This is a genomic window from Spirosoma utsteinense (genome assembly GCF_014282275.1).
Classification (GTDB): domain Bacteria; phylum Bacteroidota; class Bacteroidia; order Cytophagales; family Spirosomataceae; genus Spirosoma; species Spirosoma utsteinense.
Genome location: NZ_VFIA01000012.1, coordinates 34,347 through 56,973 on the forward strand (window position 1 = coordinate 34,347; position 22,627 = coordinate 56,973).

General features: G+C 53.0%; 23 protein-coding genes. 11 read left to right on the plus strand and 12 right to left on the minus strand.

Annotation, left to right across the window (positions count from 1 at the left end):
* Positions 1–448: 448 nt before the first annotated feature.
* From FH603_RS11375 to FH603_RS11385, 4 genes are all read right to left on the minus strand, one after another.
* Positions 449–2,152, minus strand: coding sequence for a sodium:solute symporter family protein (locus FH603_RS11375; protein ID WP_186737621.1), 1,704 nt, complete (start codon positions 2,150–2,152; stop codon positions 449–451).
* Positions 2,149–2,274 (minus strand): hypothetical protein, encoded by a 126-nt coding sequence (locus FH603_RS28950; RefSeq protein WP_262891273.1) that lies wholly within the window; start codon positions 2,272–2,274, stop codon positions 2,149–2,151. Before FH603_RS28950 ends, FH603_RS11375 begins: the two co-directional genes overlap by 4 nt.
* A gap of 78 nt (positions 2,275–2,352) precedes the next feature.
* Entirely contained in the window at positions 2,353–3,252 is a 900-nt protein-coding gene (locus FH603_RS11380) for a hypothetical protein (RefSeq protein WP_186737622.1), read from the minus strand.
* Positions 3,253–3,268: 16 nt separating this feature from the next.
* Positions 3,269–4,435, minus strand: coding sequence for a hypothetical protein (locus FH603_RS11385; RefSeq protein WP_186737623.1), 1,167 nt, complete (start codon positions 4,433–4,435; stop codon positions 3,269–3,271).
* 46 nt (positions 4,436–4,481) lie between these two features.
* Between FH603_RS11385 and FH603_RS11390 the strand changes: the two genes are divergently transcribed.
* Positions 4,482–5,708 (plus strand): aspartate aminotransferase family protein, encoded by a 1,227-nt coding sequence (locus FH603_RS11390; protein WP_186737624.1) that lies wholly within the window; start codon positions 4,482–4,484, stop codon positions 5,706–5,708.
* Positions 5,709–6,017: 309 nt separating this feature from the next.
* Here FH603_RS11390 and FH603_RS11395 read toward each other — a convergent pair whose 3' ends face one another.
* Genes FH603_RS11395 through FH603_RS11405 form a run of 3 tightly spaced genes read right to left on the minus strand, consistent with a single transcriptional unit; the run spans position 6,018 to position 8,417 of the window.
* The gene (locus tag FH603_RS11395; protein ID WP_186737625.1) at positions 6,018–6,287 is read right to left on the minus strand and encodes a hypothetical protein; all 270 of its coding nucleotides are present in this window, start codon (positions 6,285–6,287) and stop codon (positions 6,018–6,020) included.
* Complete coding sequence (locus tag FH603_RS11400; RefSeq protein ID WP_186737626.1) at positions 6,284–6,823, minus strand: nucleotidyl transferase AbiEii/AbiGii toxin family protein; 540 nt, start codon at positions 6,821–6,823, stop codon at positions 6,284–6,286. The genes FH603_RS11395 and FH603_RS11400 overlap by 4 nt, the downstream gene beginning before the upstream one ends.
* A gap of 4 nt (positions 6,824–6,827) precedes the next feature.
* On the minus strand, positions 6,828–8,417 hold the full coding sequence (locus FH603_RS11405) for an acyl-CoA carboxylase subunit beta (protein WP_186737627.1): 1,590 nt from the start codon (positions 8,415–8,417) through the stop codon (positions 6,828–6,830).
* A gap of 105 nt (positions 8,418–8,522) precedes the next feature.
* Here FH603_RS11405 and FH603_RS11410 point away from each other — a divergent pair, with 105 nt between their 5' ends.
* From FH603_RS11410 to hslU, 4 genes are all read left to right on the plus strand, one after another.
* Positions 8,523–9,251 carry a hypothetical protein gene (locus tag FH603_RS11410; protein ID WP_186737628.1) on the plus strand — a complete coding sequence of 243 codons (729 nt, stop codon included), beginning with the start codon at positions 8,523–8,525 and terminating at the stop codon, positions 9,249–9,251.
* Positions 9,248–10,291 carry a type IX secretion system protein PorQ gene (porQ, locus tag FH603_RS11415; RefSeq protein ID WP_186737629.1) on the plus strand — a complete coding sequence of 348 codons (1,044 nt, stop codon included), beginning with the start codon at positions 9,248–9,250 and terminating at the stop codon, positions 10,289–10,291. Before FH603_RS11410 ends, porQ begins: the two co-directional genes overlap by 4 nt.
* A 57-nt stretch (positions 10,292–10,348) precedes the next feature.
* Entirely contained in the window at positions 10,349–10,897 is a 549-nt protein-coding gene (locus FH603_RS11420) for a KdsC family phosphatase (RefSeq protein WP_186737630.1), read from the plus strand.
* Between the two features lie 182 nt (positions 10,898–11,079).
* Complete coding sequence (gene hslU / locus FH603_RS11425) at positions 11,080–12,471, plus strand: ATP-dependent protease ATPase subunit HslU (RefSeq protein ID WP_186737631.1); 1,392 nt, start codon at positions 11,080–11,082, stop codon at positions 12,469–12,471.
* A 35-nt stretch (positions 12,472–12,506) separates the two neighbouring features.
* On the opposite strand, the gene FH603_RS11430 is transcribed toward hslU, so the two are convergent.
* Positions 12,507–12,920 carry a hypothetical protein gene (locus FH603_RS11430; RefSeq protein WP_186737632.1) on the minus strand — a complete coding sequence of 138 codons (414 nt, stop codon included), beginning with the start codon at positions 12,918–12,920 and terminating at the stop codon, positions 12,507–12,509.
* 11 nt (positions 12,921–12,931) lie between these two features.
* Entirely contained in the window at positions 12,932–14,152 is a 1,221-nt protein-coding gene (locus tag FH603_RS11435) for an MFS transporter (RefSeq protein WP_186737633.1), read from the minus strand.
* 335 nt (positions 14,153–14,487) lie between these two features.
* Between FH603_RS11435 and mltG the strand changes: the two genes are divergently transcribed.
* From mltG to FH603_RS11465, 6 genes are all read left to right on the plus strand, one after another.
* On the plus strand, positions 14,488–15,525 hold the full coding sequence (mltG, locus tag FH603_RS11440) for an endolytic transglycosylase MltG (RefSeq protein ID WP_186737634.1): 1,038 nt from the start codon (positions 14,488–14,490) through the stop codon (positions 15,523–15,525).
* Positions 15,526–15,671: 146 nt separating this feature from the next.
* Complete coding sequence (locus tag FH603_RS11445) at positions 15,672–16,082, plus strand: acyl-CoA thioesterase (RefSeq protein ID WP_186737635.1); 411 nt, start codon at positions 15,672–15,674, stop codon at positions 16,080–16,082.
* A 119-nt stretch (positions 16,083–16,201) separates the two neighbouring features.
* On the plus strand, positions 16,202–17,155 hold the full coding sequence (locus FH603_RS11450) for a YihY/virulence factor BrkB family protein (protein ID WP_186737636.1): 954 nt from the start codon (positions 16,202–16,204) through the stop codon (positions 17,153–17,155).
* Between the two features lie 258 nt (positions 17,156–17,413).
* Positions 17,414–18,457, plus strand: coding sequence for a glycosyltransferase family 2 protein (locus FH603_RS11455; protein WP_235985404.1), 1,044 nt, complete (start codon positions 17,414–17,416; stop codon positions 18,455–18,457).
* 69 nt (positions 18,458–18,526) lie between these two features.
* Positions 18,527–19,147, plus strand: coding sequence for an L-threonylcarbamoyladenylate synthase (locus tag FH603_RS11460; protein WP_186737637.1), 621 nt, complete (start codon positions 18,527–18,529; stop codon positions 19,145–19,147).
* Between the two features lie 98 nt (positions 19,148–19,245).
* Entirely contained in the window at positions 19,246–20,286 is a 1,041-nt protein-coding gene (locus tag FH603_RS11465; RefSeq protein WP_186737638.1) for a hypothetical protein, read from the plus strand.
* Between the two features lie 89 nt (positions 20,287–20,375).
* On the opposite strand, the gene FH603_RS11470 is transcribed toward FH603_RS11465, so the two are convergent.
* The 3 genes from FH603_RS11470 to FH603_RS11480 are packed head-to-tail and all read right to left on the minus strand — an operon-like array spanning position 20,376 to position 22,619.
* Positions 20,376–21,332 carry a phosphatase PAP2 family protein gene (locus tag FH603_RS11470; RefSeq protein ID WP_186737639.1) on the minus strand — a complete coding sequence of 319 codons (957 nt, stop codon included), beginning with the start codon at positions 21,330–21,332 and terminating at the stop codon, positions 20,376–20,378.
* Positions 21,313–21,921 carry a DUF4833 domain-containing protein gene (locus FH603_RS11475; RefSeq protein WP_186737640.1) on the minus strand — a complete coding sequence of 203 codons (609 nt, stop codon included), beginning with the start codon at positions 21,919–21,921 and terminating at the stop codon, positions 21,313–21,315. The genes FH603_RS11470 and FH603_RS11475 overlap by 20 nt, the downstream gene beginning before the upstream one ends.
* 8 nt (positions 21,922–21,929) lie before the next feature.
* On the minus strand, positions 21,930–22,619 hold the full coding sequence (locus FH603_RS11480) for a CDP-alcohol phosphatidyltransferase family protein (RefSeq protein WP_186737641.1): 690 nt from the start codon (positions 22,617–22,619) through the stop codon (positions 21,930–21,932).
* Positions 22,620–22,627 lie beyond the last annotated feature (8 nt).

Here is a 22,627-nt window from a genome sequence, read left to right on the forward strand (position 1 = left end):
TGGATTACGATGAAAGTACGTTAAACCGGCCGCTATAAATAGAAATAATAAAAAACCAGTAAGCTTATCTTTCGTTGAGTTCGAAAAAATCATTCGCCAATAAAAGCAACAGCGTTAGCAACATACTAACATACAAAATTATACTTAATCATGTGGTTAAATAGATTGATAAGAAAAAATAATAAAAAAAGCGGATTATGGAACGGTAATTTTTAGCTGATATCTGTATTTGGAATAAACGAAGACACCTAATGGGCTCCTTAGCGTAAAACAGTAGGCGCAAGCACTGTCGGCCCTGACTATGGATAAGCCATTACAGCCTTAATCCACGATCGTTGAATGCCGGTTAAGCTGATTTCTATAAATTGGAGCAGGCCAGAAACCCACCAAAAAGCCCGCCCAGGCCTACCTGGGTGTTGAGATAACAACACTATGGGAGAGGTGAAAACTACTGCGGTTGGGCTTTAGGGGTAGACCCCATCATCCTTTGCAGCACCCACGCGATGCCAACGACCAGCAAACAGCCAATTACGTTTAGCCACAAAAAAGCCGTCAGATCCAGGGACCAGCTAATGACAACGAATACTTCGGCAATGATCGTAGCCCAGAAGGTGGCCCGGCCGCCAATGGATTTAACGTAGAATGCCACGACGAACACCCCCAGAATGACCCCGTAGAAGAGCGACCCCAGAATATTGACAGCCTCGATCATACTGCCCAGCCGGTTGGCAAACTGCGCCACGACGATGCAGAATACCCCCCACCCGACTGTTGCCCAGCGCGAGGCCAGCAGGTAGTGGGCGTCGTCGGCTTCGGTACGGACAAGGCGTTTGTAAACATCCACGACCGTCGTCGACGCCAGCGAGTTGTAGGCCGACGCAATGGAGCCCATAGAGGCACTGAAAATAACGGCAATCAGCAGCCCGATCAGACCGTGGGGCAGGTAGTCGAGCACGAACCGCAGGAATACGTAGTTAACATCGCTGGTGTCGGCAGCAGGGTTGTTCTTCTGGATGAGTTTGACCACATCGGCTTTGACCACGTTGAGCGCTTTATCGGTTTCGCGCAGCACCACCCCGGCCGCATCCTGCCCGGCCTCGTTGTCGGCTTCGAGGGCTACCTGCATGTCGGCCACGGCCTTCTGACGCTGAGCGGCTAAATTTTGGTGCTTTATTTCGGCTACTTGATAAGCCCCGGCATACTGGCTTTGTTTGAGCTTGTCGGTTTCCTGTTTATTGAAAAAAGTGGGGGCTGGATTGAACTGGTAAAAGACAAATACCAGAACGCCTACCAGCAGAATCAGAAACTGCATGGGCACTTTGAGCAGCCCATTCATGAGCAGTCCGAGCCGCGACTGCCCGATCGTTTCGCCCGTCAGGTAGCGGCCCACCTGCGACTGATCGGTACCGAAATAGGAGAGCTGAAGAAAGAAACCACCAATCAGGCCCGACCAGAGGTTATAGCGACTGTCGGGGTCGAAATTCAGGTCGATCAGGTTCATACGGCCCGCCTTACCCGCTACGTGCAGCGCATCGACAAACCCCACGCCCTCGGGCAGCATTCGAACCGTCAGAAAACCCGCCAGTGCCATCGCAAACGTAACAATGGCCATTTGCTGTAGATGGGTGTAGGATATGGCTTTTGTGCCTCCTGTAACGGTATAGGCCAGTACGATACCGCCCATGAGCAGGTTCGTCCAGTAGATATTCCAGCCCAGGATCGTCGACAAAATAATGGCTGGCGCATAGATCGACAGGCCGGTAGATAGGCCCCGCTGGATCAGGAAAAGCCCCGATGTCAGCGTACGAACCCGAACGTCGAAGCGGTTCTCCAGAAACTCGTAGGCCGTAAATACTTTCAGCTTGTGAAACATCGGCACGAAGGTCACCGACAGAACGACCATGGCGAGTGGCAGTCCGAAATAGAACTGCACGAACCGCATACCGTCGGCAAAGCCCTGCCCCGGTGCCGATAAAAACGTAACGGCACTAGCCTGCGTAGCCATGACGGACAACCCGACGTGATACCACGGCAACGACTGCCCCGCCAGCAGATAATCGTCCATACTGCGGCTACCCCGGCTGCGGATGACCCCGTAAGCGATCACTCCCACTAAGGTAAAGACCAGAACCCCCCAGTCGATCGAACTCATGACAGCCAGCGCATTAACGCGTAAAACAGCCCGATTTCAGCAACCAGACAACCAAGGACAATGGCGTAAAGCTGACGCCAGGAACGAATAAAGGAAGGTAAACCGGAAGGATTTTCGGGCATAGAAACGGTGAGTTGTCTGACTACAACGGCGAAATTAGGTTAAATCGTCGTACCGAATCCGATAATAACCCGATTATGTCACTGACCGATACGCAGATGGTAGCTGCCGTAAGGGATAAAGGTAATGGGCGTATCAATATTTGGGCCAAAGACAAGCGGGATGTAAGCTGCCAGATCGAATGCATGTCGCCGACGATCGAAGCGAACGCCCCCCGACAGCACCCCGGCAAAATCCACAGACCGGTTGACACCACTACCGAACAGCACGAAGTTTTCGCTGATGAACGTCAGTTTGGGACTCACTTTCCGGACCAGCCCGAACGTACCGACCAGGTTGCTCGATACGCGCCCGTTCGATACCGTTGCGCCCAAACCATAGGTCGTGTTGTTGCGCCGGTCGCCGGTCGTGACAATTCCCTGCACGTAGCCTATCCCTTCTATAAACCGGTTGAACCGGACAGCCGCATACTGTGCATTGATCCCCAGCCGAACCCGGCTGCTCACCGGCAGCGACACTTTGGTAGTAAGGCTGAACAGGTTTGTTGGCAGAAACGAATAAAATGTTGCCCCTACGCTCCAGTTATCGTTGACCCCGTACTCGAACTGGCTAATGTAGAGGTAATAATTCCGGTAATAGAGCCGGCCTTTCTCTGCCGAGAAAGCCGTCGGGGCAATTCGCATCGTTTGCGGAAACAGGTTGGCATAGGTTCCGCCCGGTTCCCGGCTATCCTGTCGTTCGATCCGGATGATCTGATCGGCTTTCAACCGGACTTCGCCCAGATTGCGCGTCCGGATAACGGCTTCGGTACTATCCTGACGCAGAATTTCGCCCCGTAGCTCGGTGCCATCCCTGAGCACTATGATATATGTGGGCGGGGGCGGTTGTTTGGTAGACTGGCCGGGTTTGGGGTAATACTCATCCTGCGCCATTACGGCAACAGGCAGCACAAACAACAAAAGAAAAAGGTAGTAATTCATTGGGGCCGGTGGATAGTTAGTCGTGCCCAATAAGCAAATTATAGCCGATATACGGAAATAGCTGCGTGGTGCGGCCATCCCACAGGTAAGGATACTGATGGATCAGGGTGAACACCCCCAGATCGAACGCATGGCGACGGCGATCGATGCGCAGGGCGGCCGATACCGATGCCTTCGAATCCGCGTAATAGCCATATCTCCGGCCCAGATTCAGGGTATTGTCGCTAACGAACGACAGGCGGGGCGACAGTTTCTGGATAATGCCCAGCGACAGGAACGATTGATCAGGCACCCGGAAAAAGGAATACTGTTTCAGTCCCTGATTGGCCTGCATTCGACGCCCGTAGCCCAGGGTGACGTTGTGCTGACTGCTACCTACCGAAGCCAGCGCCTGGAATGTCCAGACGTCGCGACCGCGGGTATAGGTAAACTGTTGGCCCGACTGATACGAGGCCTGAACTCCCAACCGAAAGCGGTCACCGATGGGGGCGCTCAATTTGGTGACGAGCCGGGAGTTGTTGGTCGCAAACTGGCCGCTTCCCAGGTAGGTGTCGGAGTAAATCAGGTAGGGTATGGGCGTAGCGAAATTAACACCGATACTCCAGTTGCGGGTAATGCCGTACTGGAATTCATTGAGCAGCAGCCACGTATTCCGGTAATAGAACCGCCCTTTGTCGGGGTTGTATGCGGTTGGTCCCATCAGTAGCCAGGGCGCAAACCGGCCCGGGAAGTTCCGGTCTGAATCGAAACGGGCTTCGACTTGAACCGTGTCCATGCGGGCAAGTAGTTCCGGCTCAAAGTAGGTTAACTGACCATTTCGTTTTCGCACCGTAATCATAGCGCTATCGCGTCGCACAAACTGCCCTTCTACCTGCGTACCGTCTTTGAACACAAAGACCCGAACGGGCCCAACGGTGCGAACCGGAACCAGGTTGAGCGGCACGTCGGGCCGGTTAGCCATGACCCGAACGAGTTGATCGGCTTCAATGAAGGTCAGTTGCCGGTTGCGTTTCCGAACCGTAATAAGGCTGCTATCCTGCCGGATTACCTGCCCGCGCACCACCGAACTGTCCCGCATGATCAGGTACGATTGCCTGCGCTGTACGTCGGCGGGCGTTATTTTAGTCGATTGCGACCAACCCGCAACGGGTCCAAGCAGGAGTAGTACCAGAACTGTTTTCATGGTTGGGGGTGTTGCTTTGCTGACGAACATTATTCAACGACGTATTATGCAGACGGTCACGCACCGGCAGTTATTTTTCCAGCACGTAGCACAGACCTCGGATTTCCCTTTAGCGTTGGAAATTGAGCGGGCCGAAGGTGTATTTATTTATTCAGCGGGGGACGCATCGAATCAGCCAACACGCTTTATGGACCTGATCTCAGGCATTGGCGTAAGTAATGTTGGCCACCGCCACCCCAGAGTGATCGACGCGATCCAGCAGCAACTGGACAAATACCTGCACCTGATGGTGTACGGCGAGTACGTTCAGACGCCCCAGACCCAGTTGGCCCAAGCGTTGGCGAGCACCCTGCCCGTCGGGCTCGACAATGTCTACTTTACCAACTCCGGAACGGAAGCCGTGGAAGGAGCCATGAAACTGGCCAAGCGGTATACGGGTCGTACCGAAATCATCTCGTGCATCAACGCTTACCATGGCGCTACGCAGGGAGCACTGTCGCTCTCGGGCGACGAGAATTTCAAACGTAACTACCGTCCGCTCCTCCCCGACATCCGCCACATCCGGCACGGCGTACAGGCCGATATCGATCAGATCACCGAAAAAACGGCGGCTGTCGTGATGGAGGTCATTACGGCCGAAGCGGGCATCCGCGTGCCGGAGCCCGGCTATTTGCAGGCCGTTCGTCAGCGGTGTACCGAGGTGGGTGCGTTATTGATTTTCGATGAGATCCAGACCGGGTTTGGCCGGACGGGCACCTTCTGGGCGTTTGAAGCCTTCGGTGCGAACGGTGGCCCGGTTGTTCCCGACATTCTCCTGTGTGCCAAGGGAATGGGGGGCGGCATGCCTGTGGGCGCGTTCATCAGCTCGGCTGAGATCATGAGCGTGTTCAAGAATAATCCCATCCTGGGCCATATCACTACATTTGGCGGGCACCCGGTTTCCTGCGCGGCCTCGTTAGCCACGTTACAGGTTATTCAGGACGAAAAGCTCTACGAACAGGCCGAAGCCAAGGGTCAGTTGTTCCGGCAGTTGCTGGTTCATCCGGCCATCAAAGCTATTCGCGGAAAGGGGTTGATGCTGGCCGTTGAGTTCGAGTCGTTTGCGGTTCTGAAACCCATCATCGACCGGGCCATTGCCAAAGGCGTCATCACCGACTGGTTCCTGTTCTGCGACAACTCCATGCGAATTGCGCCACCGCTGATCATCACCGAAGACCAGATCCGCGACGCCTGCGCAGTAATTCTGGGGGCAATTCAAACTGAACCTGTATAGTTTTACGGGTAACAAGGGGCTGGCGTATCCTGGACGGCTACGTCCGGGTGTAAAATTCTGTTCACCCGGACGTAGCCGTCCAAGATACGCCAGCCCCCTTGCTGAGGTAGAACTCAATCCAAAGTAAACTTCTGAATAGTATCATTAACACGAATGCCATTACTCCAGGTAATGGCATTCGTTGTTCGTCAGGGAAACATCACCGTCAGCGTTCCCAGGATCAGGGCCAGTCCAAAGATGATCAGCAGGCCAATTAGTATAGTTCTGAGCAGGCTGCCCGGTTTCTTCGGTGTTGGGGTTGTCATAGGCTCAGTCTTTTTTTTGGTCATGAAACATAACCATGGCCTCCATGATGCGATTCATTTCATCGGCAGAGAAATCAGTGCGGTAAATACGTTCAAAAACGGCGGCCTTCAACTGGCCAACAGACCAGTTGGGGTGCTGCCTTATTAAATTCATTTCTACCATTTTCTGCCCCGTATCAGCCATTTCAAAGCCCATGTTGAAGCGATCAATATCCGATTTTTGCATGATAAAATCGGCGTAAATACGTCTCACATGGTTTGGTGTATCGCTCATAAAAAAGCCAATCTAAAATCATTCAACTGCAATTTTTTAATCCATTGCTTAACATAAATAATATCCAGATTTGGACAATCATGGATCAGGTTCTTTATATCGTCAAGCTGCTGCTGGCTAAAGAGTTTCTGGATCCATAGAAGCTTTGCAACAATCAAATCTTCTGGCGATATGACCCAGCAGGTAACATCAGGCAATATTTCTCTACGCTGTCTTCTGTCAAATTCCATTCGTTGAAAATCATCATTTTTTCGAACAATGAAATCAATCTTCATTCCGGATTTCCAGTCAATAATATTAAACATTCCCTCTCTGCTAACTTCCTCTTTGGCGCTCTCCTTATGAAAATAGCATTCCCGTTCGGCAAACAGTTCTGCAAACTGAGTAAAGTTTTCCGAGCGTAACTCAATCACGATATCAATATCACGGGTATACCGAGGAATGGAGTAAGCGTTCAGTGCTATACTCCCTGACAGCATGTAATCAATTTGTCGGCTTTCCAATTGCCCGCAGATAAACGTCAACAGCTCTTCCACAAGGCTACAGCGGAATGTTACCGTGTTTTTTCTTCGGCATCGTCGCTACTTTGTTTTCCAGCATCTTAAACGCCCGGATGAGTTTGTGGCGGGTCTGGTCGGGCATGATCACCTCGTCGATATAGCCCCGGTGGGCAGCCCGGTAGGGGTTGGCAAACTTCTCGGTATAGTCCAGGACTTTCTCCTGTAACTTGGCCTGCGGGTCGTCGGCTTCGGCAATTTCACGTTTGAAGATGATCTCAGCCGCTCCCGATGCGCCCATGACCGCAATTTCGGCACTCGGCCAGGCGTAATTCATGTCGGCCCCAATATGTTTAGAGTTCATCACGTCATACGCGCCACCATATGCTTTGCGGGTAATGACCGTTACGCGGGGCACCGTGGCTTCACAGAACGCATACAGCAGCTTGGCTCCGTTGGTGATGATCCCGTTCCATTCCTGATCGGTACCGGGCAGGAAACCCGGCACATCTTCCAGTACGAGCAACGGGACATTGAAGCAGTCGCAGAAGCGTACGAACCGGGCGGCTTTGGTACTGGCGTTGATGTCCAGAACCCCCGCCAGTACCGCTGGCTGGTTGCCCACAACACCGATGCTCCGGCCACCAATCCGGGCAAATCCAACAACAATATTTTCGGCGAAGTTGGTATGAACTTCCATGAACGTATCTGCATCGACCAGTTCACTGATCACCCCGCGCATATCGTAGGGCTGATTCGGATTATCGGGAATGATGCTGTTCAGCGCAGGCCGCATTTCATCACCACCTGCGTCATAGGCCAGCATCGGGGGCTCGTCCTCGCAATTCTGCGGGATGTAGCTGAGCAGCTGTTTCAGATTCTGAATGCAGGCAAGTTCGTTGGCGCAGGAGAAGTGCGTCACGCCCGACTTCGTGCTGTGGGTACTGGCACCACCCAGTTCTTCAGCGGTCACACTTTCATGGGTCACGGTCTTGACCACGTTGGGGCCCGTTACGAACATGTAGCTCGTATTTTCGACCATAAAAATAAAATCGGTGATGGCCGGGCTGTATACGGCCCCCCCGGCACACGGCCCCATGACAGCCGACAGTTGCGGAATGACGCCCGAAGCCCGCGTGTTGCGGTAAAAAATATCGGCATATCCGGCCAGTGACAACACACCCTCCTGAATACGGGCACCCCCGGAGTCGTTCAGGCCAATGATCGGTGCTCCATTTTGCAGAGCCAGATCCATGAGCTTGCAAATCTTTTCGGCATGGGTTTCGGACAGTGCCCCGCCAAAGACCGTGAAGTCCTGCGCAAACACATAAATAAGCCGACCGTCGACCGTACCGTAACCCGTTACGACGCCATCGCCGAGGTAATGTTCTTTGTCCATGCCGAAGTCGCGGGTCCGGTGCATGACAAACTTACCAATCTCTTCAAATGACCCTTCGTCCAGCAACAGCGCAATCCGTTCCCGGGCAGTTAGTTTACCTTTTTTATGTTGGGCATCGATCCGTTTTTGACCACCGCCCAATTCAGCTTCGGCATTTTTCTGATCCAGGAGCTGCGTTTTCGATGGTTTGCTGAGGTTAGCGTGGTTAGCGCCGGGACTTGTTTCGGTTTGCATCAGAAATGGTCGGTAGGGTTGTGTGAGGGCAAAGTTAATTATTCATGACAATTCCAACGGTCCCGATTGTTTTTGTATCATCGTGTTCAAAAAGACGGACCTCACATGAAGCTGCTCTACCTCATTGGCTTACTGGTCATTACTTCAGCCGCAGCGGCTCAGGATTCTACCATTGCCCTGCGTAAGCCGGCTCGTGTCGTGATCAAATTCGCGCCACTGTCGCTCCTGTTCGATCAGGATGCCACCCTTCAGGGCGCTCTGGAATTCAGGACCGGCATTCGAACAGCGGTGCAGGCCGAGTTTGGCTACGGCTGGCGAACGCTCTCCCCATTCGACAGCGACCTGAAAGATTTTGTCGACGCCGAGGTTTGGCGGGGCCGGGCCGAAGTTCGTTTCTACACCAACCGCTACCGCACGAACCGGCGGCAGGGCATTGCTATCCGGAGTGATTTCCCGTTGGGTAACTACTGGGCCATCGACGGCCTGTTCAAACAAATCAATGTCGTTGACCGGGATTATGCCTATCAGCCCGTCTTCGACAGTGCCGCCCCCCGGTACCATGGGTTGGCACGAACCAGCCGCTATGCGCTGGGCTCCCACCTCAAAATAGGTCGTCAATTTGCGTTTTACGATCCGCACAACCGCCTTTTTTCCCGAACATTGATCGATATTTACATCGGAGCCGGTGTTCGGTGGGCCATCAACGACCGTCGGTCTGCCAGCCAGAACCCGTCGCTGACCTGTGGATGTGGCATTGGACGTTCGTTTACGGCAACCGATGGTCAGTGGACACCGAGCCTGGCGGCCGGACTGAAAGTAGGATTTGCGCGTTGAGACACTATATACTCGTTTTCTTTTTTATCCTTGGGTTACAACCCGGACAGGCACAGTCCCCTGGTGGACAGCGCGTTTTTTCGTTCCTGAACCTACCGACGCATGCCCGTGTGGCCGCCCTTGGCGGGCAGGTGGCCACGGCTACGCGACCCGACGGTGCTTATCATCTTAACAACCCGGCTCTGGCCGATTCGATTCCTCCCAATCAGCTCTCGATAAGCCTGATGCCCTATCTGGCGACGGCCAGCTACTATACGCTTCAGTACGGCCTGCCAATAAAATCCAACGATCCCGACCGGCATGCGGCCTGGGCGCTGGGGTTGCAGTACCTCAGTTATGGTGCGTTTGAACTGACCGACCCGGCCGGTAACGCCATTGGCACGTTCACGGCCAACGACTATGCGCTAAGCCTGACCCATGCCCGCACGGAAGGTAATTTCACCCTTGGCGGTACGCTCAAAGCGGTTGGCTCATCCATCGAGACCTACTCCGCTTTTGGTATACTGGCCGATCTGGGCGGTGTCTGGCGCCACCCAAAGCAGGAACTGACCGTTGGCCTGGTGGCTAAAAATATTGGCTATCTGGTTAAGAACTACGGGCCCGTCGACGCTGATTTGCCGTTCGACCTACAGGCTGGTGTCACGCTCAAACCCAGGTACGCGCCAATTCGGGTGACGCTGACAGCTCATCACCTTCAACGTTTTGATATAACCTACAATGACCCCAACCTGAACGTCCGGTATGACCTCGATGGCAATCCAATTCCACAGCCGGTGGGTGTGGTCGAGAAAGTTGCCCGGCATCTGAGTGTTGGAGCCGAACTCCTTATTAGTCGGAATGTCAATTTACTGGTCGGTTATAACCACCAGAGACGGCAGGAAGGTAAACTGACGACCGGCGGCTTTGGCGCGGGGTTCTCGTTCGGGGCATCGGTGCAGGCCCGGGGCTTTCAGCTTACCTACGGGCGGTTTTCATCGGTCCCTACCGCGGGCACGAGCCAGCTTTCACTGCGTATCGATCTCGACCGCTGGCTTCGCTGAGTCGTTAACGAGGTGACCACCTCATCCATCAATCGGGGCAACCCACTAATTCTTTCTATGAATCCACTCATTCAATCTAAGGCAGCCCGCATTAAACTGGTGCTCACCGACTGCGACGGCGTTCTGACCGACGGGGGCGTTTACTACGGCGAATCGGGCGAAGTATTCAAACGATTCAACATCCGCGACGGGATGGGTGTTGTCCGGCTGCGCGAGTTGGTAAACGTCCAGACAGGCATCGTTACGGGCGAAACCTCCCCCTCTGTCGTGACGCGGGCTGCAAAACTGAAGATTACCGAACTACACCTGGGGGCCAGCGATAAGGCATCGCTATTGGGGGGCATTCTCAGCCGACTGGGTCTGAATGCGTCGGAGGTTGCTTTTCTTGGGGACGACGTCAATGACATCGGGATACTACAGGCGGTGGGCTTGTCGGCCTGTCCCGCCGATGCTACCCGCCAGAACAAAGCGGTAGTCGATTATTGCTGCGAAACCAACGGGGGGCAGGGCTGTTTCCGCGAGTTGGCCGAACTGATCATCGAAGCAAAACTGGAGCAAACACCCCCTGCCGAACCCGTCGACGTACCGGGTGATGGCGTCTCGTAACGCGGACTTCCAGTCCGCCATGATAAAACAGTAACCTGTCTACATCATCCATCAGCTACTTCAATCAGCAAACCCAGTGCTCGCAACGTAGCCAGCCACCAAATTTAAGCCCTCCTTTCGCACATTTTCCCGTTTCCGTTGTTTCTTACTCAAGGGGCCTCCTACCAGCCTCCGTTTTTTCAATGACCCAACTACTTAAAGACCTTACTCCCCGGCAGATCGTTGCCGAACTGGATCAATACATTATCGGCCAGCATGATGCCAAACGCAACGTGGCCATTGCCCTCCGCAATCGCTGGCGCCGGATGAACAGCACGGCTGATATGCAGCGTGAGATCACGCCCAACAACATCCTGATGATTGGTGCCACGGGGGTCGGTAAAACCGAAATTGCCCGGCGGCTTGCCAAAATCGCCGACGCCCCCTTTATCAAGGTAGAAGCGTCCAAATTTACCGAAGTCGGCTACGTCGGCCGCGACGTGGAAAGTATGGTCCGCGACCTCGTCGAGCAGGCGGTGAACATGGTCCGGTCGGCCAAAAAAGAAGCCGTTCAGGTTCGGGCACAGCAACTCGTTGAGGATGCCATCCTGGATATTCTGATCCCACCGGTCAAACCCACCAACGGGCAGTCAGGGGTGGGATTCGAAAACGCGTCGGCGGACCCCGATGCTGAACTGAATGAGCGGACGCGGGAACGCTTCCGCGAGAAGATACGCTCCGGCGAAATGGACGATCGCAAAATCGATATCGATGTGCAGCAAAGCCAGGCACCTAATATTGGCATCATGGGTGGTTCGGTCGATGACCTGTCGATGATGAATATTCAGGAGATGATTGGCGGTATGATGCCCAAACGCGGCAAGAAGCGTAAGGTAACCATCGCTGAAGCCCGCGTCATTCTGCTCGAAGAAGAAGCGGCTAAACTCATCGATATGGACGAGGTAAAGGAGGAAGCCATCCGTAAAGCCGAAGATGCCGGCATTATCTTCATCGATGAAATCGACAAGGTAGCCTCTGCCCGTTCGGGTAACGGCGGGGGCGGTCCGGATGTAAGCCGGGAAGGCGTTCAGCGCGATCTGCTTCCGATCGTGGAAGGGAGCGCGGTGAATACGAAGTACGGCGTCATCCATACCGATCATATTCTGTTCATCGCGGCCGGGGCTTTCCACGTGGCCAAGCCCAGCGATCTGATTCCTGAATTACAGGGACGTTTCCCGATTCGGGTCGAGTTGCAGAGCCTGTCGGAAGACGATTTCTACCAGATCCTGAAAGAGCCCAAAAACGCCCTCACCAAGCAGTATGTGGCGATGCTGCAAACCGAAGATGTCAGCCTGACCTTCCAGGACGATGCCCTGCGCGAACTGGCCCGGATTGCGTTCGAAGTAAACGGCGATGTCGAAAATATTGGCGCGCGTCGCCTGCAAACCGTGCTGAGCCATTTGATGAACGATTTCATGTTCGACATCCCGGATGTTATCGGTGCCAATGCCCACGTTGTCGTAACCAAAGAACTGGTGGGCGAAAAGTTGAACGGTCTGGTAAAAAACCGGGATTTGAGCCAGTTTATTTTATAGAAACGTACCGCGGACTTCAGACCGTTTTTTTTAAATTAGACGGCCTGAAGTCCGCGGTACGATAATACGGCCACCAATCGCTCTACGGCCCAGTCGATATCACGTCGCTTCCGATCGGGTGCGTCGAACCGATTGAACGGATGCAGTTCGATAACGTACGTACTATCGACCTCATCATCGAGGGGCGTAAACAGTTTATAGCCGATCACACGCACGGGCATCAGTCCGTGCTTTTTTTTGTAGCTCATCAGCCACTGCCCCAACGCATCTTCGACAGCCCCCGCCGACACCCCGGCTGCGGGAAGGAACCGAACATAGGCTAAATTACGGTCGGCCATCTTCTGCTCATCAGCCCCGAAATGCCCCTCGCAACTCGAAAACGTCACGACCAGGCCGGTAGCGTTCAGGGCGTCGACCAGTGGCCGGATACGTGGTTCGATAGCATCCATAGTCCCCGCGGTTACGATTGTCTGGCCAGGTTCAACCGGCTTTTATACCACAACCAGCCCAGGTAGGCCGTTGCCACCCAGGCCAGCAGCGACGACATGGCAAAGGACGCCGTGATTCCTGCATCGCCAACGATGTGGTTCAGGAGCCAGCCCGACCCCAGAGCGCCAAGCCCAATACCGGCTTCGAGCGCAATGTACATGGTCGCCATGGCCCGGCCCCGCGTGGCTTCATCGGCCAGATCGGCCGTCCAGGCCTGCACCGTCGGGGAGTTCATGCCGCTGGAAAATCCATAGAGCAAAGCAGCGGTCCAGAATATTACCGGCGTTTGCGCTACAATCAACAGGAGCATCGCTATAGCCAGCAAGGCAGTCGAAAGGGTCAGTACCGGCACCCGCCCATAACGATCCGACGACCGGCTGAAGACCAGCCGCACACCCAGCGAGGCCAGCGTATACACCGTGAAGAACAATCCTTTATTGGTAATGCCCAGCGATGTACTCAGGGTAGAAATCAGCGTTAGTACGACCCCGTAACCAACCGACTGGAGCAGGAGTACGATAAATGGCGGCAACGCTTGTGTATCAAAAACTTCGTCTTTTTTTAACCGAAGCAGCCCAAACCGAAAGGGCTGCGTATTGGCCAGTGTCTCGGGCATCCGGAGCAGGATACCGATAGACAACAGCGCGAACGCCGACGACGTCCAGAACATGACGTTCATGGAATAGGCATGAGCCAGCCAGCTCCCAATAGCTGGTCCGAGCGACATCCCCATCGCCGTAAACAGGCCCAGTGTTCCCATTGCTTCACCCCGGCGGTTGGCAGGGACGACATCGGCGACGTAGGCAGCGGTGGCGGTAGGTTTGGTCCCGGTAGAAAAGCCATGAATGAGCCGCAGCAACAGAAACCCCCAAACGGTAAGCAGATACGGATACAGAAATCCGCAGACAAAACAGACGATCGAGCCAAAGGCCATCACCGGTACCCGCCCAACCGTATCGGTGATTTTGCCGCTGAAAGGCCGCGACAGGCCCGCTGTCAGCGTAAAGAGCGCAATGATCAGCCCTACATATTCCCGCCCGCCCAGGCCCGTCAGGTAGTCGGGCAGCTCGGGAATCATCATCGAGAAACTGGCCGAAAATAGAAAGTTGCTAGTACTCAGCAACCAGAACGAGAGCGTATAAAGCGAAGGAGAGCCGGTATTCCGGCGGGCAAACAACGAGCGAACGACCAAAACAAGTTGATTTTGTTCGCCCAAATTTACAATCTATTTAGCGAAAAGCCGGATCAACTTACCCGCCGGTTCACAATTCACCGGAAGCCCCCGTACCGGCGTACGACTTGGCCGGGGTAGTCGTGACAACCGGCACCAGCCACGGATAAATAGGCCGGCCGGTCGTCTGTAGGTTATGAGCGGTTGACGAACGGGACGGGTTTTGACGTAAATTTGCGCACTAATGAACGATGTCCAGTGTAAGCAAAAAGCGTCTGTCGGTTCATCTAACCAATGAACCGCTGTAATTCAGCCTATTGGTTGGCCTTCGTTGTTCCGTATTCATTCCTTAAGTTATGTCACGCAATCTTAAAATCGGTCTGTTCCTCACCGTTTCTATTTTACTGACCACCTTTACGTTTTACTTCTGGCAGATTTTCAGGAGCCCTAATCTCCAGACTCAGGAAAACGATAAGACCTTTGCGCTGCTCATACCGCGCGGAGCCACCTTTGAGTCGGTGGTCGATACACTCAAGAAAAACGATGTGCTCAATGACGAGCTGTCGTTTCGATTCCTGGCCAAGCTCATGAAATACCCGGAGCGCGTCAAAGAAGGCCAGTATGAAATAAAGCCGCGCATGGGCAACCGCGAAGCGCTGGTCAAACTCCGCAGCGGCAGTCAGGATGCGATGCCCGTCACCTTCAACAGCATGCGTCAAAAGAGCGACCTGATCCAGCGGCTCGGCAGCAAGTTTGAATTTGGTCCTTCGGCCCTGGGTACGTTACTCAATGACCCGGCCGTCTGTCAGAAATACGGGTTTGACACGACGACCATCGTTTGCCTGTTTTTGCCCAACACCTACGAATTTTTCTGGACCATCAAGCCCGAAGCGCTGCTGGAACGGATGGGTAATGAATACAAAAAATTCTGGACACCCGAACGACAGGCGAAAGCCAAAGCCCTTGGTCTGTCGCAAACCCAGACGCAGGTACTAGCCTCCATCGTAGCAGCAGAGACCAACAAACGCGACGAGCAGCCGCGTGTAGCGGGTGTTTACCTGAACCGGCTGAAACGTGGCATCAAACTCGAAGCCGACCCAACGGTAATTTTTGCCCTGCGCGATTTCACCATTCGGCGTCTTCTTACGCGGCAGCTGGCGGTCGACTCTCCCTACAACACCTACCGCTATACGGGTTTACCTCCGGGGCCCATCAACCTGCCAGCCCCCGCCACCATCGATGCCGTTCTGAACGCCGAGCAGCATGACTACCTGTTCTTTGTGGTCGATGCCCGCTTCAATGGATACCATACCTTCTCCAAAACACTATCGGAGCATTTGGCTAACGCCCGCCTGTATCAGCAGGCCCTTACCCGAATGAAAATTATGAAGTGAAAACAGTTAGTCAGTCGGTGAGTCGATCAGTCAGTCAGTTGGTGAGTTAGTCAGTCGGTGAGTCAGTGACTGATTAACTCACCAACTGATTGACTGATCGACTCACCAACTGATCGACTCACTGACTGACTCACTCACCAACTGCTATGCTGACTTACGACGTCACTAACATCCGGGTACGCTACTACGATACCGATCAGATGGGTATTGTCTACTACGGTAACTATGCCCGTTTTTATGAGATTGGCCGTGTTGAAACGATGCGCTATTTGGGTTTAAACTACAAAGAGCTGGAGGAACGGGGCTTTTCGTTACCCGTGTACGACCTCAACTCGCGGTTTATCCGGCCGGCCAGGTACGACGACCTGCTCACTATTCGGGTTACGATTCCGCAACTGCCCAAAACCCGGTTTATGTTCACCTATGAGATCTTCAATCAGGATGGACAGCTGCTCAACACGGGGCAGACGACCCTGGTTTTCGTTCGTACCAGCACCGGTCGTCCCTGTACAGCTCCGGACGATCTGATTGAGGCTGCGAAGCCCTTTTTCTCATAGCTACAATCGGATAATCGAACAGTTGAGCAGTCTGATAGTTGGTCAATTGAATAGCTGGATACCATTTACACTACGTTTAACAAGTATCCAGATCCGCTACTGACCAACTATACCGCGCTATGTTCGATAAATTGATGAGCTTCGATGCACTACAGGGTACGCGCATCTGGCTAAGAGACCATCACCCGTTCAAGTCCAAAACGACCTGGTACGAGTTTTTGAAGAAGATGACGGTGAAAATCACCGAGAACGATACAAGTGAGCGCGCAGCCTCGGTATCGTATAGCCTGATTCTGGCCGTTTTTCCAACGGTTATTTTCCTCTTCACGCTCATTCCCTATATCCCAATCCCTAATCTGGATGTGCAGATCATGGGCTTTTTCAAGCGCGTTCTTCCGGGCGACACGTATAGTTCGGTCGACACAACCATCCGGGATATCATTAGCCGACCACGCGGGGGCGTTTTATCATTGGGTTTTGTATTGGCTCTTTACTCGGCCACAAGTGGCCTGGTTGCATTGATGAGTGCCTTTAATTCGTCGCATAAATCGGAAGACCAACGCGGTTTCTTCAAAATTCGTGGTATTGCTTTAGGACTGACGTTTACGCTGGCCTTTGCTTTGTTTTTAGCGATTTTGGGCCTTATTGTAGGCGGTATTGTTAGTGATTACCTGTTGCGATTTGGCATCCTGAATAATGTGGTTGTCGTCTATCTGTTATCCATTGCCCGCTATCTGGTCGTTTTCGCGGTATTTGTGGCAGCGGTTTCGATTATTTACCGGTTTGGCCCTGATGTGAACATGAAATGGACTTTTGTAACTGCGGGTTCCGTTATGGCATCCCTTCTAATTGTGCTCACAACACTGGCTTTTTCGTACTATGTTTCAAATTTCGGTTCTTATAATAAAGTTTATGGGTCAATTGGCACGCTCATTGCTCTAATGATTTGGATCAACCTCATTTCCTTGCTTTTGATTTTGGGATTTGAGATGAACGTGGCGCTATATAACCTGGAGGGCGACAAAAACCCTGATTTAGCGCAAAAAACAACAAATGTCACCTCAAACTCGTGAAGTGACATTTGCAAATCTAACCCATAAATGTAGCGGAACCGCCTACTGATTGGCGAATACGACCGGTACAAACTATTTGTAGTAAAAACCGTGCCAATCTGACTGGAACCAGTTCAAGCCTTCTCTTTTATTTCCGTTCACTCAAAATAAAACGTTTACAATAGCGGTATAAGCTACCTTTAGCGTATCAATACGCAATTACTGTTTACAAGTGCTCTTCCTCTTAACTGGGTCCCCTCCTACTGAGCCAGACTGCCTATGAAGTCCGTTACTGACCAATCCCATACGCTTCCGATGAGTCAGTATCTCAATCGTATCAAGCCCTGGGTTACAGTCATTTGCATTTGTTACAACCACGAAGATTATATCAATCAGGCGTTACGGTCCGTAACCAGTCAAACCTATCCTAACGTAGAGCTGATTGTTATCAACAATGGTAGTACCGACCGATCGGCTGAGTGTATCGAGCGGTTTTTGCTCTCCCATCCATTTGTTCAGTTTATCAATAACCCCTGTAACCTGGGACTTAACCGGGCCTTCAATCAAGGACTGGCCCTGGCAGGCGGGCGGTATATGATCGACCTATCGGCCGACGATCTATTGCTACCCGATCGAATTGCTCACCAGGTAGACCTGTTCGAAAGACTGTCTGGTCCCTATGCTGTCGTATTTTCCAATGCAGCCTACATCGACGAGCAAGGCGCTGAGACAGCTCTTCATTACCCGGTCGACAACCAGGGCCGATCACTGCATAAGGTGCCCTCGGGCGATGTGTTCCAGCCTATACTGGAATCGTATTTTATCTGCACCCCCACGATGATGATGCGTCGGGATGTACTGAACGAGCTGGGTGGGTACGATGAAAACCTGGTGTACGAAGACTTTGATTTTTGGGTTCGTTCCTCGCGGCTGTACCGGTACGCTTACCTGGACGAAGTACTGACGCTCAAACGCCAGTTGCCCAATTCGCTATCCGCCCAGATCATACTGCCCGACAACCGACTGCTCCAATCTACACTGGTCGTATGCCACAAAGCGTTTGAGCGTTGCCTTACCCCCGGCGAGTACCAGACCCTGGCCCGACGAATCCGTACCTTCATCCGTAAAGCCTTCTACGCGGAACAATTCGACCTGGCGCTACAGTTTGGGAAGCTGCTCTACCGAATCGAAAGGCCGGGTTTGCCAACGGGTATGATCCTTAGATTAAGCCGTCTGCATTTACCCGTCAACCGGATTTACAGACAGTACCTCAAGTACAACTGTATGGGCCGGTCGCAACACCAGCAGGTGAAATTGGTTTAGGTAGTTTGTACGGCGTACTTTACGCCTAATGCCATCTACCCAAACGATACACCTTAAACGATTTCCGGTATGCCAGCCGAATTCCTCAAACTTTACCCTCAAAATCCGGATCCCCGTCGCATTGAACATATTGTACAGGCACTTCGCAGTGGAGCTGTGATCATTTACCCGACCGATACGGTATATGGTATGGGCTGTGACATCCATAATGCCCGGGCCGTTGAGCGCGTAGCGCGTATCAAGGGCATAAAACCAACAAAGAATGACTTTTCGTTTATCTGCTACGACCTTAGCCACATTGCCGACTACGCCCGGGTCAGTAACCAAGCCTTTAAATTGATGAAACGGGTACTTCCAGGTCCGTTTACATTTATTCTTGAAGCCAGTGGCAATGTCCCAAAACTGGTCAATACCAATAAAAAGACGGTGGGTATCCGGGTACCGGATCACGACATTCCCCGGCAGATTGTCCGGCTGTTAGGCAACCCGATCATTACAACGTCCATCCGCGACGAAGATGAAGTCGTCGAATACTCGACCGATCCGGAACTCATCTTCGAAAAATTTCAACATCAGGTCGATATCATCATCGACGGCGGGTACGGTGGAAACATCGCTTCAACGATCGTTGATGCTACCGACGACGATTTTTCGATAGTTCGTCAGGGGCTGGGTGAATTAATGCTTTGAAAAGTTGACGCCAAACTCTATACTTGCACTGTAGGGTTAATACTCCTCTGGAGTTTAGCCCTCTTTTTTTGCAATGGTCTCTAACTTAGTCCCACAGTATGCGTTTTTCGTTAGCCGCTTTATCAGTTCTGGCCCTGAGCCAACTTGCCGGCTGTTCAAGTACCCAATCCAAACAGGAGGAAGCTTCACAAACAGGTAAAATTACCGCCGAAGCGTCAGCCAACCCTGTTCGTAGTACATCGGCCAGCGCTGATTCTGCCGAAAAACCGGCTGCCTCTGAGCGAGCGGTTACCTCTACCCGCTCGGTATCTACTGGTGACTCTACGCTCGATTCGCTAACCTATGCACCTACCGGTGCGATTCTGCCCAAGCACCGCATCTTTGCTTATTATGGTAACCCACACTCAAAGAAAATGGGGATTCTGGGTAAATATGAGAAAGCGGAAATGCTTCGTCGGCTGGATCAGGAAATAAAAAACTGGCAGGCTGCCGACCCGGCAACGCCTATCCAGCCTGCCTTACATTTAGTGGCTACGTCGGCCCAGGGTGCTCCTGGCAAAGATGGTGGTTACCGGATGCGGATGTCGGACAAAACGATAAAGAAGGTGCTGAAATGGGGAAACGAACATAAAGCCCTCGTCTTTCTGGACATTCAGCGCGGTCATGCTCCCCTTGGGCCCGAAATGGCGCATATGGAAAAATACCTCAAACTGCCTTTCGTTCACCTGGGTATCGATCCTGAGTTTTCGATGGTGACGGGTGCCAAACCCGGCACGAAAATCGGCTCCTACGATGCGGCCGATGTCAATCAGGCCGTGCAGTTCCTGAGCCGTGTCGTCAAGGAAAACAACCTGCCGCCCAAAGTGCTGGTGGTGCACCGGTTTACACAGGGTATGATCAAGAATTACAAAAATATCAAGCTCGATCCGAACGTTCAGATCGTCATGGACATGGATGGCTGGGGCCCTCCGGTACTTAAGAAAGACTCTTACAAGGCCTACATTCAGAAAGAACCCGTTCAGTATACAGGTTTCAAACTGTTTTACGACAACGACTTCCGCAAACCAGGCTCCCGCATCATGACACCCGCTGAAGTACTGGCACTGGACCCAAAACCGATGTATATCCAATACCAGTAAAAACAATTACCTGCCTAAACAAAATGAGCGACCCGGCCGGGTCGCTCATTTTGTTTAGGCGGACTACGACAAATAACAGTCTGGTGGTTTCACTGGATACCGAGAACAAACCGACGGAACCAGTTCCGGCCAAACGAACTGGTGATCAGCCACTCCCATAGCGTAACCCCAATCAAGGCACAGGCGATTCCCGCCAGCACATCCAGCATGTAATGGTGGCTGGTATAAACGGCCGCCAGCCAGATACCCACCGCAAACAGGACTGCCCCAATCCGAACGGGCCACCCGCCCGCCCGCATAACATAATAGCCAACCACAACCGGATAAGCCGAATGCAGCGATGGCATGGCCGCAAATACATTTGAGTTCTTGGCGTAAATGCCTTTGAAGAGGTCAACACCTAACCAGGCATCGAAACGACTAAGCCCAGCCGTACTACCGGGTGTTTGCGGGATGAAATCAAAGCCGTGCTGAGCAACATACCAGGGCGGAGCCGCGGGGTAGAGGTAATAGGCCACAAATCCCAGCAGATTGACAAATACGAACGCCCCCACAAACCGGGCATACCGTTCTTTATTTGTCAGAAACCAGTAAGTAGCTACCAGCAGCGGAATGGGTACCCACCCCAGGTACCAGAATCCACTCAACACATCGAAGACAGGGAGAGCGTGGGTACTCAGCCATTCGTTCGGCGTTTGCCGAAGCAGGCCAGTACCAATACCGAATAGCTGCTTCTCTGCTTCGTACAAGCTGGCTATGTGAACGTCCCCCACGGCGTAGTTAGGCATAATACGCAGCGAGTCGTAAATAATCCAGTAAGCAACAAGCGGGCTCAACGCCAGCAACAGGCGCCGTCCCCAGCGCGAACTCCAATACAGAAACAGCAGTATACCGTAGAGTACAACATGTTCGGGACGAAGACCAACCAGCCCCACAAACCAGGCGAAATACAGCCCGGTTGCGACGAACGTGCTCAGCAACCGGGCGCTGATCGAGGTCGTTGGTTTATCAATCGGTGGCGTTGGGTTAGGGAATAAATCGTTCATAAATCGGCTTTCCGGTTTGCGTATCCTGCCCAAAAATATCGACGTGGGCAATCTTACTGATTCCCATGGGCCCTGCCCCTTCCCGTATCTGAACAAACACATGGTGTAACTGAGCCACCCGGCCATTGATCTGTATTTGCGCCATCGGCTTTCCGCCCTGGTCAACGAGCAGCCTTAACTTCCGTTTCCGGTAGCTGACGACATTGGTAACCAAACCACTGGCCCCTTTCTTTTCAGGATCGGCAATGCCATACGCCAGCGTTCGCTGTATCCAGGAGAGCTCCTGCCGCTGTCCTTGCTCAGCCAGCCGAAGCCAGTAAACAGAAACCGGCTCCTGCGGGTCAAACTGACCATTCTTTCGCAGCTGCGCATCATACATGATGGTGTTGGCGTTTGAACTGCGCTGAATGTAAAACAGGCGGTTGGGACCAGCAGGAGGCACTGGCCATCCCTCTTCCACTTCCCATTTCAGTTCCGAAGGGTAGTAGGAACCAGGGGGTTCAAGCGCTTTGATCGGGTGATTTTCGCTTGTTCGTATCCCGAACGGGATGAGCCCAGCCCAGCCCAGTAGCAGTACCCAGTAATACATAGGTTATTTTATTGTTCGAGTAGACGACGGCAGTGATTCAGGCGAACAACGGCCGTATAGTTGGCCAGTACCGCCACCACAAATAGCGGCAGCGATAGAACGATGCTGGCGTCGATTCGGAAGGGTTGGGCAAACACACCTTCCATCAGTACCAGATCGCTTGGGAAAGTGGGCGCAATCAGGCCACAGATCAGGGCCGCGCCACCCACCAGTACGATGCGCTCAGGCCGTTGCATGATCCCGACGGAACAGGACAGGCCCAGCCCTTCGGCCCGTGCCCGGACGTAGCTCACCATCATGGACCCCACCAGCGCCAGAAACGCCATGAACGAGCTGAGCAGGTAATCATGGGCGATCAGATACCAGCCGATACCCAGGAACATAACCAGCTCGCTGTACCGGTCCAGCACCGAATCGAACAGGGCACCGTAAACGCTCGACTGACCACTAACGCGGGCCAGGCGGCCATCGAGCATGTCGAAAAGACCAGCCAGTAATATCAGACCGCCCCCCCACCCGACATACTCGAAATCGCCCCGTTCGCCCAGTTCACCACCCATAATGAACACACCGGCGGCTACTATATTAATGCCAAAGCCAATGGTCGTTACCAGGTTGGGCGTCATTCCAATGGTCATCATACCCCGAATGACGGGGTGAACCACCGTATAAATCAATTGTTGAGCCTGTTCTTTCATAGTCGCTA